This window comes from Algibacillus agarilyticus (genome assembly GCF_003286125.1).
In the GTDB taxonomy this organism is placed as follows: Bacteria; Pseudomonadota; Gammaproteobacteria; order Enterobacterales; family Alteromonadaceae; genus Algibacillus; species Algibacillus agarilyticus.
Genome location: NZ_QMED01000019.1, coordinates 1 through 17,987, shown reverse-complemented (window position 1 = coordinate 17,987; position 17,987 = coordinate 1). Strand labels below are relative to the sequence as shown.

General features: G+C 39.1%; 8 protein-coding genes and 1 pseudogene. All 9 read left to right on the top strand.

The window, feature by feature from the left end; genetic code table 11:
- Window positions 1-146: 146 nt before the first annotated feature.
- A complete protein-coding gene (gene gnd, locus DPX34_RS14455) occupies window positions 147-1,616 on the top strand; it encodes a decarboxylating NADP(+)-dependent phosphogluconate dehydrogenase (protein WP_111979162.1) in 1,470 nt (489 codons plus the stop codon).
- Window positions 1,617-2,709: 1,093 nt separating this feature from the next.
- Window positions 2,710-6,021 (top strand): transglutaminase family protein, encoded by a 3,312-nt coding sequence (locus DPX34_RS14450; RefSeq protein ID WP_111979161.1) that lies wholly within the window; start codon window positions 2,710-2,712, stop codon window positions 6,019-6,021.
- 134 nt (window positions 6,022-6,155) lie between these two features.
- A complete protein-coding gene (locus tag DPX34_RS14445) occupies window positions 6,156-8,669 on the top strand; it encodes a circularly permuted type 2 ATP-grasp protein (RefSeq protein ID WP_111979160.1) in 2,514 nt (837 codons plus the stop codon).
- The gene (locus tag DPX34_RS14440; protein ID WP_111979159.1) at window positions 8,666-9,544 is read left to right on the top strand and encodes a transglutaminase family protein; all 879 of its coding nucleotides are present in this window, start codon (window positions 8,666-8,668) and stop codon (window positions 9,542-9,544) included. Before DPX34_RS14445 ends, DPX34_RS14440 begins: the two co-directional genes overlap by 4 nt.
- 30 nt (window positions 9,545-9,574) lie before the next feature.
- Window positions 9,575-11,029, top strand: a complete 1,455-nt coding sequence (locus DPX34_RS14435) for a circularly permuted type 2 ATP-grasp protein (protein WP_111979158.1) — start codon at window positions 9,575-9,577, stop codon at window positions 11,027-11,029.
- A gap of 1 nt (window position 11,030) precedes the next feature.
- Window positions 11,031-11,978: an alpha-E domain-containing protein gene (locus tag DPX34_RS14430; protein ID WP_111979157.1), complete on the top strand. Its 948-nt coding sequence runs from the start codon at window positions 11,031-11,033 to the stop codon at window positions 11,976-11,978.
- 440 nt (window positions 11,979-12,418) lie between these two features.
- Window positions 12,419-14,818 (top strand): carbohydrate-binding protein, encoded by a 2,400-nt coding sequence (locus tag DPX34_RS14425; RefSeq protein WP_111979156.1) that lies wholly within the window; start codon window positions 12,419-12,421, stop codon window positions 14,816-14,818.
- Window positions 14,819-14,950: 132 nt separating this feature from the next.
- Complete coding sequence (locus DPX34_RS14420; protein WP_111979155.1) at window positions 14,951-15,784, top strand: helix-turn-helix transcriptional regulator; 834 nt, start codon at window positions 14,951-14,953, stop codon at window positions 15,782-15,784.
- 944 nt (window positions 15,785-16,728) lie between these two features.
- Window positions 16,729-17,987, top strand: a pseudogene (locus tag DPX34_RS14415) (hypothetical protein); the annotation flags it as partial.

Sequence of the window (17,987 nt, the reverse complement as noted above, 5' to 3'; positions counted from 1 at the left end):
AAAAAGTTGGCTAATGCATACTCAAGTGACTTGGGTATACAAGCTAGCTTAGTAACAAATATTAAAATACAAACACACACAGGGTAGCCTGTTTTACATCGACCGTGTTACAGAGAGCCGGTCAGCTAGACAATTGGGGAAAATACATGAAAGCACAATCTGATATAGGCCTAGTCGGCTTAGCCGTTATGGGCGAAAACTTGATCCTTAACATGGAATCAAAAGGTTTTACTGTTACTGCTTATAACCGTAGTTATGACAAAGTTGAAAAATTTTTAAATGGCCGCGCTGAAGGAAAAAACATTCGTGGCGCGTCAAGTGTTGAAGAATTAGTGGCTTCGTTAGCTACGCCGCGTAAAGTCATGTTAATGGTAAAAGCAGGTCAAGTTGTTGATGACTTTATTGAACAACTGATCCCTCACCTTGAAAAAGGTGACATCATTATTGATGGCGGAAATACGCATTTCCCTGATTCTAATCGTCGTACTGAATATCTAGCTAGCAAAGGTTTACACTATATTGGTACGGGTGTTTCTGGTGGTGAAGAAGGCGCACTAAAAGGGCCTTCAATTATGCCGGGCGGCGCAAAAGAAGCATGGCCTGCGGTTAAAGATATTTTCCAGTCAATCTCGGCTAAAGTGGCTGACGAAAACGGTGACATGACTGTTCCATGTTGTGATTGGGTTGGCGATGCGGGTGCCGGTCACTTTGTGAAAATGGTTCACAACGGTATCGAATACGGCGACATGCAATTAATCTGTGAAGCGTATCAGTTAATGAAAACGGTTCTTGGTTTATCAGCAGATGAAATACATCAAGTATTCGCCGATTGGAACGAGACTGAATTAGATAGCTACCTAATCGAAATTACACGCGATATTTTTGCTTATAAAGATGAAGACGGTGAGCCATTAGTTGAGAAAATTTTAGATACAGCTGGCCAAAAAGGGACGGGTAAATGGACAGGTGTTGTTGCGCTTGACTTAGGTGTGCCGTTAACCCTGATCGCTGAATCTGTGTTTGCTCGTTGTATTTCAGCACAAAAAGCTGAGCGTGTAGAAGCTGAAAAAGTTATTTCAGGCCCTGAAATTAGCTTTACCGGTGATAAAGCCGCCTTTATTGAAGATTTACGTCAAGCATTGTTAGCGTCTAAAATGGTTTCTTACGCGCAAGGTTATGTGTTAATGCGTGAAGCGGCTAAAGAATATAACTGGGATCTGAACTACGGCGCAATTGCATTAATGTGGCGTGGTGGTTGTATTATTCGTTCTGCATTCTTAGGCAAAATTAAAGATGCTTATGATTCAACACCTGAATTAACCAACTTATTACTTGACCCTTACTTTAAAGATTCAGTTGTTGGCGCTCAAGCGGGCTGGCGTCGTGTTGTGGGTACTGCTGTTGCTAACGGTATTCCGGCTCCTTGTTTAAGTGCGGCATTAACGTATTTCGATGGCTTCCGTACGGCTCGATTACCGGCTAACTTATTGCAAGCACAGCGTGATTATTTTGGTGCACATACATATGAGCGCACAGATAAGCCACGTGGTGAGTTCTTCCATACTAACTGGACTGGCCGAGGTGGTGATACCGCTTCAACAACCTATAACGCGTAATTAACACGTGCTCAGTTATGTGTTTACCTAATTGACATGAGTTAATAAGTTAGGTGACTTGAATTCAAGTAATAAAAGGATACTTCGGTATCCTTTTTTGATCGCATCTCTTTAATCTCTCTCTATCCCTCTTTAACTGTTTTTGCTTTTATTTCGCTTTCATTTTTCTTTAATGAACAAGAGTTATTATGCAGCTTGTTTTATACCAACCCATTAATAAGTGATTAATATTTGCGACACTGGATATTGTTGTGAGGTACCGCATTATGTAGTGCAGTTTTATGTTCGATTAAGGTGCAATTGTGGCAAAGATTTAAAAATTCACTTTTTTGCAATAAAAATAGTTTAAAAATGTTCAGCGGTAAATCGATACAAGTGGTGAGTTGCTAAATATGAGTTGTATTTTAGGTTATCTAGGCGTATTAGTTGCGCGTGTATTAATGATAAGTCTATCTAAGTGAAAGTGGGCTCTTGGTATTAAAGCCTAGGTTTATAGGCTTAGGCGTTACAAAGCGTATCCAATAACATTTTAAAGCTAAAGTTTTTGGCTTATCAGTATTCAGTTGAATTATCTGTTCGTTATTTGATCAGTCTCAGTTACCTTTATTATCATTTAGGCCATATTAAATATCTGAAATATTCCAATTTAATGATTAAATGCTGAGTATGGAACGTATCTTGTATATTAAATTTATCATCTTTTTACATTTGTCTTAGATAATCACTTATCTGGATTTTAACAGTTTAGTGTTTAGTACTATTAGTATATAAAGATAAACTGAATTTGCCTTCTACACATTGAAGGTGTTGTTGCATCAATTCATGTGTCTAGCCAAGTGATTTCATTGTATGAATTTTAGAGGTTCGGTAATTAAGTCATGCCACTTTGTGATGTTTTATGCCGTGGTATTAAGCATTATTTATCCTGTAACCTTTATTATTTTTGCTATTTGAAAAGCTTTGTAAATATCTCATGAGCTATATTTTGCGTGATTTACCTCTGTACCGGATAGATATGCTTAACGTATGTCGTTAAAAAAAGCTCGCATAGCTTATCCGCGCACAGGTTGACTAAGTTAAGAGGAAGTAACGAATGACAATTACCGTGGGTGTAACACATCACACTGAATATGTTTATGATAAAGCTATTAACATGGGCGCTCATGTTTTTAGATTAAGACCCGCCGCGCACAGTCGTACGCCAATCCAGAGTTACTCTTTAAAAATAGTACCTGAAAATCACTTTATTAATTGGCAGCAAGACCCATTTGGTAATTACCTTGCTCGGGTTGTTTTTCCTGAAAAAACTAAAAAATTCTCTTTTACCGTTGATTTAGTCGCCAAAATGACCGTTATCAACCCATTTGATTTCTTTTTAGAAGAAGGGGTTGAGAAGTTTCCGTTTAAATATGGCCCAGAGACGAAAAAAGATCTGCAATCGTATTTAGTGGCTGAGAAGCCCTCTAAAGCATTTAATAAACTGATTAAATCATGCAAACCTAAGCCTCAAGATAAAGTCGCGACTGTTGACTTTATTGTGAGTGTTAATCAGGCCATTTATGAATTTGTCGAATACGGTATTCGATTAGAGCAGGGCGTACAGTCGGTAGATGAAACCTTAGAGAAAAAATCAGGCTCTTGTCGTGATTCTGCCTGGTTATTAGTGCAATTATTCCGTCAGTTGGGTTTAGCGGCGCGTTTTGTATCGGGTTATTTAATTCAATTAACGTCAGATGAAAAATCTTTAGATGGGCCGAGCGGTCCAGAAGAGGATTTTACCGATTTACATGCTTGGACCGAAGTTTATATTCCGGGTGCTGGTTGGATTGGTCTTGATCCCACATCGGGTTTGTTTGCGGGTGAAGGTCATATTCCATTGGCGTGTACCCCTGAGCCAAGTTCGGCAGCACCCGTAACTGGCGCAATAGACGAATGTAAAGCAGAACTCAATTTTTATAATAAAGTCACCCGTGTACATGAAACACCTCGTGTAACTAAACCTTACTCAGATGCGCAATGGTCAGAAATTAACGAGTTGGGCTTAACGGTTGATAAAGTGTTAGCCGATAACGACATTCATTTAACGATGGGGGGTGAACCCACATTCATTTCTATTGACGATATGGAACACCCGCAGTGGAATACCGAAGCGGATGGCGATGAAAAGCGCGTATTAGCTCATACGCTATTTTTGCGTATGAATGAGCAATTCACCAAAGGTGGCTTTTCGCATTATGGACAAGGTAAGTGGTATCCTGGGGAGCCATTACCTCGTTGGCAATATGGCCATTATTGGCGCAAAGATGGCCAAGCGATCTGGCAAAAGCCGGCTTTATTGGCTAACCCAAATAAAGATTACGCATTTACCGAAGTCGACAGTGAATGTTTTATGCAAGCAGTCGCTAAAGGGTTAGGTTTTAAACCGACGCAAGTGATCACTGCGTATGAAGATATTTTATATCACTTGTGGCAAGAAGGTTCGTTACCGGTTGAAATAGATCCCAAATTACCAGACATGCTAAGCGCCATGAGTCGCAAAGCCTTTTTAGCTAAAATGGAACGCGGTATTGAAAAGCCCGTTGGGTTTGTTTTGCCGTTGCAGTGGGATGATAAAGAAGAAGGCTGGCAGTCTTGCCATTGGGAATTCAAACGTAAACATTGCTTCTTATTACCGGGTGATTCACCGGTTGGTTATCGATTACCGTTAGATAGCTTAGGCCTTGCTGAATCACTTATTGAGCGTGACCCGTTTGATATACCGGCTGAATTCACCGCGATTAAGCCAAAAAAGAATGGCACAATTAGTGATGAATTAATCAAGATGGCGTTAACCATTGAAGCGCGTGAAGGTCGTTTATATGTCTTTATGCCACCACTCACGCATTTTGAGCATTATCTTGAATTATTAAATACGATTGAAAAAGTGGCTGATACTTTATCAATGCCTGTTGTTATTGAGGGTTACCGTCCACCTAAAGACAGCCGTATTGAGCAATATGCGGTGACACCAGACCCTGGGGTTATTGAGGTCAATATTCATCCTTCGACTCATTGGAGCCAATTAGTTGAACGCATCACGGATTTATATGATTTAGCGAAAGAGTCTCGTTTAGGCACCGATAAGTTTATGCTTGATGGCCGTCACACCGGTACGGGTGGTGGTAACCATGTCACTTTAGGGGGCGAACGCCCTGAACTCAGCCCGTTTTTACGCCGGCCTGATATTTTGCGTAGCTTTATTACTTACTGGCAGCATCATCCGGGGTTATCTTACTTATTTTCAGGGTTATTTATTGGCCCAACAAGCCAAGCCCCTCGAGTTGATGAAGCGCGTGATGAGTTACTTTATGAACTTGAAATTGCTTTTGCCAATATGCCAACCGGTGAAGTGGCTCAACCTTGGTTAGTCGATCGATTATTACGTAATTTACTTGTTGATTTAACCGGTAATACGCATCGGGCTGAGTTCTGTATTGATAAGCTTTATTCACCTGATTCGCCAACCGGTCGTTTAGGTATCGTTGAGTTTCGTGGTTTTGAAATGCCTCCTCACTCACGAATGAGCTTAATGCAAATGTTATTGTTAAGAACCTTACTCGCTTGGTTCTGGGTGCAGCCTTATCATAAACCGCTAGTCCGTTGGGGTACTGAATTACACGATAAGTTCTTGCTGCCTAATTATGTTGAGCAAGATATCGCTTCGATTTGTAAAGACTTACAACACGCGGGTTATAATTTTAAATTAGAGTGGTTTAATCCATTTTTTGAATTTAGATTTCCGGTTTGTGGTGAACATAAAGTGGATGATGTGCGGATTGAATTACGTACTGCTATTGAGCCTTGGCATGTATTAGGTGAAGAGTCTGCCGGTGGCGGCATGTCACGTTCGGTTGATTCATCACTTGAACGGGTTCAAGTTAAAGTATCGGGTATGGTGGGTGAGCGTTATCTTATTACGTGTAATGGCCGCCGCGTACCGATGCAAAAAACCTCGATTAAAGGTGAGCTTATTGCCGGTATTCGTTTTAGAGCCTGGTTACCACCCTCATCATTACACCCAACGATTGGTGTGCATGCCCCGCTCGTTTTTGACGTGTTTGATACTTGGTCGGGGCGTTCAGTGGGTGGCATCACCTATCATGTTAGCCATGCTGGCGGACGAAACTTCTCAACATTCCCAGTTAATGCATTTGAAGCTGAAGGTCGACGTGTTGCGCGTTTCTGGGAGTACGGACACACACCAGCAACGGTTAAGTCTGATTTACCCGTTTGGTCAGAACATAATGCAGCTCGCCACTTTAAAGTACATGATGCATTGCCTGATTTTGTTGTGCCAGCCGAGGAAAGTATTAATAAAGATTATCCAAATACACTTGATTTAAGGCGATCGCCTAAATTTAAGTAAGCTCATTATGGGTTCAACCATGTGTGTTGATTAGCTAATAAGTAATAAAAGTATTTAATTCTGCTTAGCGCGTAAATTCCTAAGCAGAATTTATATCAATTTTAATACTTAGGTATAAACTGGAGGGATGCAATTTGTATAGTGAAAATCACAACATGTCAGATTTACCTGAATGGTTAGCGAAGTATTTAAAAGCTAACCTTCTTCATGATGAAGTTGAACATCATAATGGTGGCACAACCGAACATTGGGACACCTTATTTAGTCGTTTAGCTAATTTAAGCGAGCTTGACATCACGGTGCGTACCAATGAAATTAAGCGACTATTGCAAGATAGTGGTGTTACGCATTCCGCATACGCGACAACTAAGTGGCAACTCGATCCTTTACCGTTGATGTTATCTTCTGTTGATTGGCTACGAATCGAAGCTGGCATTAAGCAACGCGTAGGCTTGTTAGATCATATAAAATCCGATCTGTATGGTTCGCAATTGTTATTAATGAACGGCCAAATCTCTTCTAATTTACTTCATCAAAATGCTAACTACATGCGCGAGTGTTTTGATTTACCGGCTCAAACATCGGGCTTATTTATTACCGCCTTTGATATTTATCGTGATGAAAATGGTCAATTCAATGTATTAGCCGATCATTGCCAAGCGCCCAAAGGTCTAGGGTTATTACTCGAAAACCGTATTATCGCCCGCCGCGTCATGAGTGATGAATTTGCTGAATGTAATGTACAGCGGGTTGCGCATTTTTTTGAACTGATCCAACAAAATATTAATAACAGCACCAGCAACATGCGTGATCCACGCGTGGTTATTTGGTCGCAAGGGGTTAATGACCCTAATTATTCTGAACATGCTTTTTTAGCAACTTATTTAGGTTACACCCTCGTACAAAGTGCAGATTTAACCGTGCGTAAAGGTAAAGTTTGGTTAAAGTCATTAGCGGGATTACGCAAAGTTGATGTGATTTTACGTTGGTTGCCCGATCGCTGTATTGATTCGTTAGAGCAAACCGAATATTCGCTGCATGGCATTGCTGGTATTTTACAGGCGATACGTGAAGGTGCTGTAAAAGTTTTTAACCCTATGGGGTGCGGTGTATTAGAAGCGCCTGCGATTAAACAAAACTTAAGCGTGTTAGCTGAGCAACTTTTGGGCGAGCCCTTAATTTTATCAGAACCAGCAGTGTTTAATGCAAGTTATGCCACGCAGTTAGATTGGCGTAATCATCAATTATTGAGTTATAGCGATAGTGAATTTTGCGCTGATGGTGCGATTGATGGTGAACTGATTCAGCAAAAATTAGAAACCGCGCCTGATGCTTATTATTTTAGACAAAAACCGTGTTTGAGTACGGCTCCTTTTTGGTCGGGTAATAAGTTGATCGCCAAACCTGTCCTTTTTCGTTTTTTCGCACTTTCAACGCCAAACGGTGTGCAGGTTTTACCATCGGCTTTGTGTTTTGAACAAGATAACAAATTAAGCCATACCGGGTGGATTAAAGATACTTGGGTGAATAGCCAACAAATACAAGCACCTGTTTCGACATCAAGTCCGACTCGTTCGATGATGGATTTAGCTTTACTCGAAGGTATTATTCCAAGTCGAACGGCCGAAAATTTATTTTGGTTAGGGCGTTATCTTGAGCGCAGTGAAAATACGGTTAGGTTTCTTCGTGTTTATATTGACCGTTATACTGAACTTGCGGTTTACCCGGATGAAAAAAACCGAAAAATAGTGGCTCGGTTAATGGCTGCCATTAAAACTGAATCGATTATTTATCCATATAATGACATCGTCCCTGATGCCGATAAACTTGACCCGCTCAAGTGTAAAAAAGTGGCATATGATTTATTTGCTAATGAAAATATCGCGGGCAGTGTCTTAACGTGTTTAAATTTTGCTGTTAATGCTGCTTTGCAAGTGAAAGACTTATTATCGTCAGATAGCTGGCGTATAGTCGACGATATTGAAGAGCAAATAGCTGAGTTGAAGCAGGCTAGCATATCTATTTCGACACGTGATATGCAATCGTTACTTGATAAAATTATGGGCTATATCATGGCGTTTAATGGCTCTATTGCTGACAGCATGTCGAATAGTAATGGCTGGTTTATGCTCGATATGGGACGTCGTATTGAGCGTAGTATTCAAATTACGTCTTTTGCTAATAGTTTGCTGTCGGTTGAACTTGATGAAATAGAGCAAATTGGTTTGCTTGAAACGGTGCTGTTATGTCAGGTTAGTTTGATAACGCATAAGCGTCGATACCGTATGTATCAAAGCATTGCAACAGGGTTAGAATTATTGTTACTTGATGCTGAATACCCTCGGTCTTTGTTATTTCAATTAGAATTATTACATTCTTTGTGTGGTAAATTACCGAGTAAACGTAAGCCTGGGTTAATTTCAGCTCACGAAAAAGCATTACTTCAATCTAAAACCAGTTGCTATTTAACTGAACGTGATTCGCTAGTGGTTGCAGATAAAGCGACTAGAGAAAATCTTGTCGAGTTTTTAAGACTGATTCGGTTTAATTTAGATACGTTTTGTGACCTATTGTTATTGCAATATTTTACGCATACACAAACCGCTAAAAAATTAACATGGTCGGATATAGATCAGGACAGCAAGTGAAATTTCGAATAAAGCATACAACAACTTATCAATATTCAGATCAAGTTAGTTTGTGTCAAAACCAAGCGCGTTTAACGCCGTTGAATAACCTTTTTCAACTTTGTTTGAAAAGCGAGATAAAGATTAGTCCACAAGCTGATTACTTACGCTATTTTAATGATTATTTTGGCAATCAGGTTACGGTATTTGAAATACCAACCCAGCATGATTGTTTGATTGTAACGGCCACCAGTGAAGTCGAAGTGTTATTGCGCGATCAAAATAGCTTATTTAATTATATTTTGACCTGGGAAGGGGTCCGTGAGCAATTAAGAACACCGAACAGTTTTGATTTATTAAAGGCTGCAGAATTTTGTTTACCCTCTTATTTTACGCCATTTAACGAAGCAATACGCGGGTATGCTTTAGAGTCATTTACGCCTGGACGATCAATTATTTCGGCTTGTGAGTGTTTAATGGCACGGATCTTTAATGACTTTGAGTATAACCCTGGATTTACCACAATCAGCACCCCTTTGAGCACTGTTTTTGCACATAAAAAGGGCGTTTGCCAAGATTTTGCACACTTTGCTCTCGCTTGTTTGCGTAGTTTAGGGCTCGCAGGTCGGTATGTTAGTGGCTATATAGAAACGATCCCACCCGAAGGTGAAATAAAACTTGAAGGTGCCGACGCTACGCATGCATGGTTTGCTATTTACGTTCCAGAATTAGGTTGGATTGATTTTGATCCAACCAATAACATCTTACCAACTGACCAACATATAAGTTTGGCGATAGGCAGAGATTTTTCAGATGTAACGCCTTTAAAAGGTGTTGTTTTTGGCGGTGGCGCACATCAATTAAACGTTGCTGTAGATATGACTCGACTGAAATAAACAGCGAGTTTAGGCATTAAGGAGATAGCTATGGGGATTGATTGGCGAGCATACCAAACTAATGGGTTTTTTGATGAGCTCATAGGTGATAATGCTAAACCACGAGCGCACGGCGCTGAATTGGCTAAATTTTTTAGTGACTTATCTAAAGAAGATTTAAATCAAGCGCGTGCTGCGTCTGACTTTGCGATTAAAGAAATGGGGATCACGTTTACCGTATACGGTGAAGGTAAAACCATTGATCGCGCTTGGCCGTTTGATGTGGTACCTCGAATTATTCAAAAGTCTGAATGGCAGTCAATTGAATACGGTTTAAAGCAGCGGGTTAAAGCGCTTAACCTATTTATTGATGATTTATATCACGACCAAAAAATTATTAAAGATGGCATTTTTCCAAAGGATTTATTGACTAATTCGGTTAATTTTAGAAAGCAATGTGTTGGTATCTCACCACCTAGCCAAACTTGGGCTCACATCTGTGGTTCTGATTTAGTTCGAGATGGACAAGGAAAAATGTATGTCTTAGAAGACAACCTTCGTGTGCCATCGGGGGTTTCTTATATGCTTGAAAATCGGTCGGTGATGAAACGTGTTTTTCCGGAACTATTTGAACGCATGTCGGTATTACCCGTGACTGATTATACATCTGACTTATTTGATATGTTGGCAAGTATGTCGCCTCGTCCTTTAGATAAACCCGAAGTGGTTGTGTTAACTCCAGGTGTTTTTAATTCTGCTTATTTTGAGCATTGTTATTTAGCTCGTGAAATGGGTTGTGAATTGGTAGAAGGCCGTGATCTCGTTGTTGAAAAAGATGATTGCGTGTATATGAAAACCGTATCGGGCTTACGTCGTGTTGATGTTATTTACCGTCGTATTGATGACATGTTTATCGATCCTGAAGCGTTTAACCCTGATTCTACATTAGGTGTTGCGGGCTTAATGCGTGCTTGGTCTAAAGGTAATGTCGCTTTGGTTAATGCGCCAGGTGCTGGTGTAGCTGATGATAAAGTGGTTTATGCTTATGTTCCTGAAATCATTAAATATTATTTAGGTGAAGAGCCTAAAATAGATAATGTACCGACTTATAAATGCTTAGATCCCAAAGAATGTGACTACGTGATAAAAAATATTGATCAATTAGTGGTCAAACCAGCTAACGAATCTGGTGGTTATGGTTTGTTAATAGGGCCTAAGTCGACTAAAGCTGAACAAGAGAAGACAATCGCACAGATTAAAGCGGATCCGCGGAATTGGGTTGCACAGCCAACGTTAGCGCTTTCTACGGTTCCAACGCTTGCTGAAGGCGAGATGGAAGGTCGTCATGTTGATTTACGACCATTTGTTTTGTCATCGGCCAATGATGTGAAAGTTACGACGGGTGGACTAACTCGGGTTGCTATGGTTAAAGGTTCTTTAGTGGTTAACTCTTCACAAGGTGGTGGTAGTAAAGATACTTGGATAGTCGACGAGGAGGATCACTAATATGTTATCAAGAGTTGCTGAAACTTTATATTGGATGGCTCGTTATGTTGAACGTGCTGAAAACATCGCGCGTTTAGTGAATATTAATAACATGCTGTTAATGGATTTACCAAAAGGTGTTTCAACTGGCTGGGAACCTTTGGTTGATATTATCGGGGTACGTAAAGAATATGAAGAAACACACAGTGATTTTTCAGAAGCAAATTGTTTACGGTTTTTTATTCTAGGTGAAAATAACCCGTCATCAATTTTAAATTCTATTTCATATGCCCGTGAAAATGCGCGTACGGTGCGAGATGTTATACCTCGTGGTGTTTGGGAAGGTATTAATTCGCTTTATCATTATATTAAAGATAACCAAAATAAAGGCTTGTCTAAACGCGGTCGATTTGAATATTTGAAAAAAATAATCGAGTCGACCTTGTTAATTTTTGGAGCTTTAGACGCAACGATCAATCACGACCAAGCTTATATCTTTATTCGATTTGGTTCGATTATTGAGCGTGCGGATATGACAACACGTATTTTAGATGTGCGCTCTGCTAATCTAATCACGTCAGATACCACTGAGCGACCGTTTGAAAACATTCAATGGATCAGTGTATTACGTTCAATTAGTGCGTATCAAATGTATCGTCAGCAAATGGGGTTACGAGTTCAACGAGCTGATGTTTTAGAGTTTATGTTGTTAAGTCCTGTTTTTCCGCGTTCATTTTTGTTTTGTTTACAAGAGTTAAAATCACTCATTCAGCAAATTGATAACGCCGATAGTATTATTAAATTACTCGATGAATCGGCTGATGAAATCAAAAATAAAGATGTGCGTAGTCTTAGAAATGGCGCGTTACATGATTATATTGACGAACTACAAATCGATTTAGCGCAAGTACATACCGCACTTGCTGAGGTTTATTTCTTAAAAACAGCAGAAGAAATTAACGCTGAATAATCACTAACCTTTAATTTTAAAACCCACGCTATGTTTACATGGTGTGGGTTTTTTTATGTCTTAATTTCATGAATACCATGACTTGTGGGATACGCTATATCGTTGCTTCATTCAACCTCTTTCACTCTCTTTCTAAAACCTCTTTCAATCTGTTTGTTATATTAAATTGGCCTGTTAGTCATATCTGTTTGGTTTGTTTTTAATTTTTTATTTGTCGGTAATTATTAAGGGGTTGTTAAATTGGTATAAAGATCAATGATTTGTTGTTTTTGTTATAAAAATGTTTAATTTATATTGGTGGCTTGGTGGTAAGTCCAATTATGTTGTGTTAATTTTAAACAGTCGGAGCAAAAAACGACTGTTTTTTATCCGATAATATCCTTTAAAAGTTCACTAAATAAAAATGAACAATAAAACTAATAAAAATTAAGGTACTCATCATGTCAACAACAATGACAACAGAAATGACAAGATCAAAAATAAGTGTAGCTTGCTCATTAGGGCTTATGTGTTCTTTATTCTCGGTTAATGCACATGCTGCGCCGGGATATAATAACGGTGCTACGTTACCCACGAGTGGTTCTCAAACTATTTATGCGGTGAATGAAGGTGTGACCGCTAATGACGGCAATGATGATTCAGCTGCACTGCAAGCGATCATTGATGGTATTAACATTAATAACAGCGCCAGTAATAAGATCATTATAAAATTACCGGCAGGTGTTATTAATTTACATGATGAAGTTCATGTTGATCGATCAGGGATCATTATTGAAGGTGCAGGCAGTGACCCTGCAACGGGTACGAGTGTGGTTATTAATTCGTGGTCACCTTATGGCGCTGCGTCTGATGGTGCGCCTGATTTTGATAAAAAATATTGGCCCGGCTTTGGTGCTTTTCGAGTTGAAACGCGATTAAAACACAACAACGAACAAGCTTACGAAGGCAGCATTAACTTTCATTGGAAGCATGGCATTGAGTTTGATCAAACCGCCGCGATTGGCGATTCGGTATTGCATTTAGAATCTAATGCGGCTGATTTATTTGAGGTCGGCGATTTAATTTATGTGGGGGCGGCTAATGATACAGCCTTTTTAGATTTAGGCGAAGTGCCGTCAGCTAAACGTTCTAATGGTCATATTACAACAGGACATATGCGCACTCAGATTTTTAAAGTGCAAGCTAAAAATACCAGTAACGACACGATCACGTTAGACAAACCACTTGAGTTTGATATTCCTAAAACCAATAGCTCAGGTTACAAAAGTCGTGTTATGCCCGTTACTGCTGTTGAAGATGTCGGTTTTCGTGATTTCCATTTAACCATGGATAATGCAGGCACAGATTGTGCGACATATAACACTGATGAGTACGATGCGTCGAGTAATCCTAATGGGGTTAAATTTCGTTATCAAAATGTGTGTCCAGAAGATGCTATCCATGGTCTGATTTTTAAGTGGGCTTACAATGGTTGGGTTGAAAACGTTAATTTAGAAATGGTGGGGTCACACCCTATTGTGACTGAATTTGCTAAAAACATGACTTTTTTAAATAACACGTTAAATGGTTCATGGAACAAGGGTGCTGGCGGTAATGGATATTTCCGAGGCTCCAAATTGTATGACAGCTTAATTAAAAATAATGACATTAAAAATGTCCGTCACCTTACGCTGCAGTGGTCTGCAACGGGTAATGTCGTGGAAGGTAATGATCTCAATGCGGATTTAAATCTACATGGCGGTTGGGAACGTAATAATATTATTCGAAACAACACAATCAAGGTTCCGTTTGAACACCGAAGTTGGACTGATGGTGCACCAGGTACAGGCACATGGCAACCTATTTGGTATGCATCGGGAGATCATGCGACTAATTGGTCTGGACCAACCGGCCCTAATAACGTATTTGTCAATAATACACTTGAAAAAGCATTAACGGCAGGTGCAGCCATTACCACATGGGGATTATTTGATACCCCTGATGTTGAATATGCTTTTGGCTGGGATGGTACAAACTTCAAACATTTAAACGTGGATGGCGCACCGGTAGAAACCTGGACTCAAGAAATAGCTGAAGATGTTTACGCGCAAATGCCAAGCTCTGGTGTCACAACTGAAGGTGATGTAACACCGGTGGTGAGTTATGCCGTTGGTGATGTTATTGAAGCCGAAAATCATGATGAGGTTATTGGTACGGTTACGACAACAAGTGTTGTGGGATACGTGAATAAAGGCGATGGCATGATTTATAATAATGTTAATTTTGCCGATATTAAGTCTATTATTTTTGATATTTCAGGCGTGCGTTCTGGCCATCAGGTCGAAATAAGAAAGGGCAGCAAAACAGGTACATTGCTCGGCACTTATATTACATCGCCAACAGGAGGCTGGGGCAGTTACGAAGAACGAGAAGTGGTTTTGAGTAACACCGCAACAGGCGTTGATAAATTGGTCATTTATGTCAACTCATCTGTTGGCGGCAGTGGCGGTGTGATGAATTTAGATAAAATAACACTTTCGGCTGATACAAGCGATCCTACTGATCCTTTAGATCCACCGGTGGGTGATTGTCAAACCTATACAGGGTCGAGCAAAGTAGAATTTGATCTAACATCTAGCTCATGTATTACATTCTCTAGTGATTTAAGTAGCAAAAACTTTGCCGCTTGGGATAGTAACGCGAATGAATCTTGTGATTTTAGAGGCACAATATCGTCGGTTGATGGTTCAGGTTCATTAACCGTTAATGCTAACTACGCGGCATCGAGTAACTTGTCTGGCCAAACATTACAGTTCTCGCCTAACAATGGTTGTCAGTATATAAAAATTAGAGCCTATTAAATTATTAAGCATGACCTGCGACTAGCTTAACGGCTAGTCGCTTTTGTTTAGGTGAGATAGTTGATTTTAAATAGGGGGTTAGGTATAAAATAAAGCACCATCCAGCTTTTGCTTAATTGTAACAAAGTGAATATGCACCGTTTAATACAACTCACCAAACAAGCGACCGCTGAAAATGCAACGCTACCTTTTGCCGTTTATTCTTCTTACAAGCAACAAAACTTATTAAATGTACCTGTAGTTAAACCTTTATTTATTGCTATCTTGTCGGGTGATAAAGAATTAGGTGCTCATCATGCTATCACTTGCCATGCGGGCGATTTTATCTTTTTGTCTGATAGTCCAACTATTGATATGCGCAATATACCTAAAGATAAAGAATACCTTGCATTATTAATTGAATTTGAATATCAAGATTTTTCTGGTTTAAAAATTAATCACTTTGAACCTGTTACAGGGGGATCAAATTACTGCGTAGGCGAAATAACCGCTACGTTAAATACGTGTTTACAACAGTTTGTTGAATGGACCCGTTATGCACCTGAAGCATTATGGCCATTACGCCGCAAAGAAATTATTCAATTGTTGTGTCACATGGGACATGAGGCTGTGCTATCGCAAGTGAGCAATAATAAAATAAGCCAAAAAATACATCAGTTAATTAGTCAGCAACAAACAATCATGCCAATAGAAGAGGAATTAACATTAGCTTATTTTTGTGATCAGTTGGCCGTTAGTGAATCAACTTTAAGACGTAAACTAAAAGCGGAAGCTACCAGCTTGCAAGAAATAAAAGATCAAGTGAAGCTGGGGTTAGGGCTACATTTATTGCAGACAACACAGCATGCTATTCGTTATATATCTGAGCAATGTGGTTACCAATCTCAATCTCGATTTACAGAGCGCTTTAAAGCGCGTTTTGGTATAACGCCATCTGAGTTACGCAAAACAAAAATGACGGATTAAGAGTAATAGACTCCTTCTACTACTTGATCCTGTAACACTATATTTTAATGAACACGATTAGCGCAGAGCTGAAAAAATGAATTGATGGGTTAACAAATATTCAATAAAACATTAATCAAATGAGTATTTGTTCAAGCTGTGGGTTGTTAAACTATCTATACAATGGTTTATATGTTGTCTTTATCTGTCTATTGTTCACTTAAACCTACCTATATCATTTAACTCAACTAACGTTAAAGTTCATTATAATTGGTAATAACAATTTAGGGTGTTACCTTGTTTTTTATCAGATCTTATTTTGATTTTTAACTTTTTCCTGCTGAATAATTGATTCATTAATTATTTTACGTTTATGCGTAACTTATTGTATTTTATTAAATTTCAAACCTTTTTAGATTATGGCTTTAATTTAATCTGCCAGATTTAATCCTCTTTATTTGCAAAAGAAAAAGATAACATTACAAGTTGGTCACCTAGATTATAACGTGATCTCAAGTGTGTTTTATCTACGCTTATGTGGGCTAAAAATCGGATAATAAACGGGCGATTGTTAACTGTTTTTATCTATTTTCGACCCTTATTCTTCTATATTGTCTCGTTTATCCACGATTAACCCTTCCCAATTATTTGTAATTAAATCAACGTTATTTAAGTTTATTGCGGTTAAAAAGTCTGTGTAAATTTCAATTAATATTTTGATAATAGCGCTTAAAGTATTTTTTATGACCTATATTTAACCAATTCAACTAAAAAAAACTAACCAAAAAACAATAATTAACGATATTAACTCAAAATAAAGCTTGACCAATTGGTATTACACTTTAATAATAAATGTAAAACAAAAAAGTGTTTTTTGTTAATACAAATGGTATGGTTTAATTATTGTTCGGATTAACCATTGAATTGACCAACTTTCGTAAACATTCAAGTATAGGCTGTGAAGCATGATTAAGAATTTAATAACACTTTCGGTACTCGCGCTATCTCTGACTGGTTGTAATGACGGTAGAGATGAAGATTCAAATAATTACATTGGGAACCTTTCACTCGACGGTTATGCTTATGTTGGCAAAACGTTAGTTGCAGATGTGTCAGATGCAAATGGTGACGGCGAAAACGTGACTTACACTTGGTCTACAGATTCGGGTGTTATTGCTGATGCAACAGGCCCAAGCTACACCGTTACCTCAAATGACGTTGGTTCAAGCTTAACGGTAACGGTAAACTATGTTGATGCTGCAGGTAACGCTGAAAAGCTTGTTGCTAAAACATCAAACGCAGTTGAAGATAACTCGCCATTAGATTTGAGTATTTTTGGTGATGCCAAAATTGGTGCAACCTTAATCGCCAGAGCGATTGATTTAAATGGCATACCAGAAGGCACTACATTTGTTTGGAATGCTGACGGTGTACCAATTGATGGTCAAAATGAAGGCTCTCTTGATATCTCAGCTGATTTACTTGATAAAAAAATCACGGTTCAAGTGAGCTATGAAGATAATGTCGGTTATAGCGAGTCTGCAACGTCAGCTGAAACCGCTGCTGTTATCGACCCTACGGTTGTTGTACCGCCAGTTGAAAATCCAGACACGGGCAGTGCTGGCAATACTAATACAACTAAAGTGGCCACAATTAAAGATACTAAAACTGATGATGCCGGTGAATTAAGATACAAACGTGATTCATCAGATGCGTTAGCGCAAGGTAAAATGAGCGTTTCAGTTTTAAAAGCGGCCGATGAAGCTAAAACAGCTTATGTTTCGTTATTCAATGGTTCAACAAGCACCAGTAATGCGATTGTTGACTTAAAAATTCTTGATGGCACATTCGCTATACGCGGCCATGAAGTAACAGACGCAGAGTTTGTTAATATCACCACCACATTCACGCCAGGTGAATGGATTGATGTTGAGATGATGTGGGATGCAACCCAAGTCACTGTCGTTATTAATGGTGATTCATACGGCCCATTCACAACAGCTTCACTTAATGTAGCCTCTGATGTCGCTAATGCGCATGTAAGAACGGTTGTTATGAAGTTAGGTGATACCAGTGGTGTTGCAACAACTGATTTCTTAGTTGATAACTTAAAAGTTTATTCAGATACAGCTGGTCAAACGCTGGTTTATGAAGACGATTTTGAAAGCTATGATTTAACCCATGATTTAGCTGCCAATTATGATGGTGCAACGAGCGAAGCAAC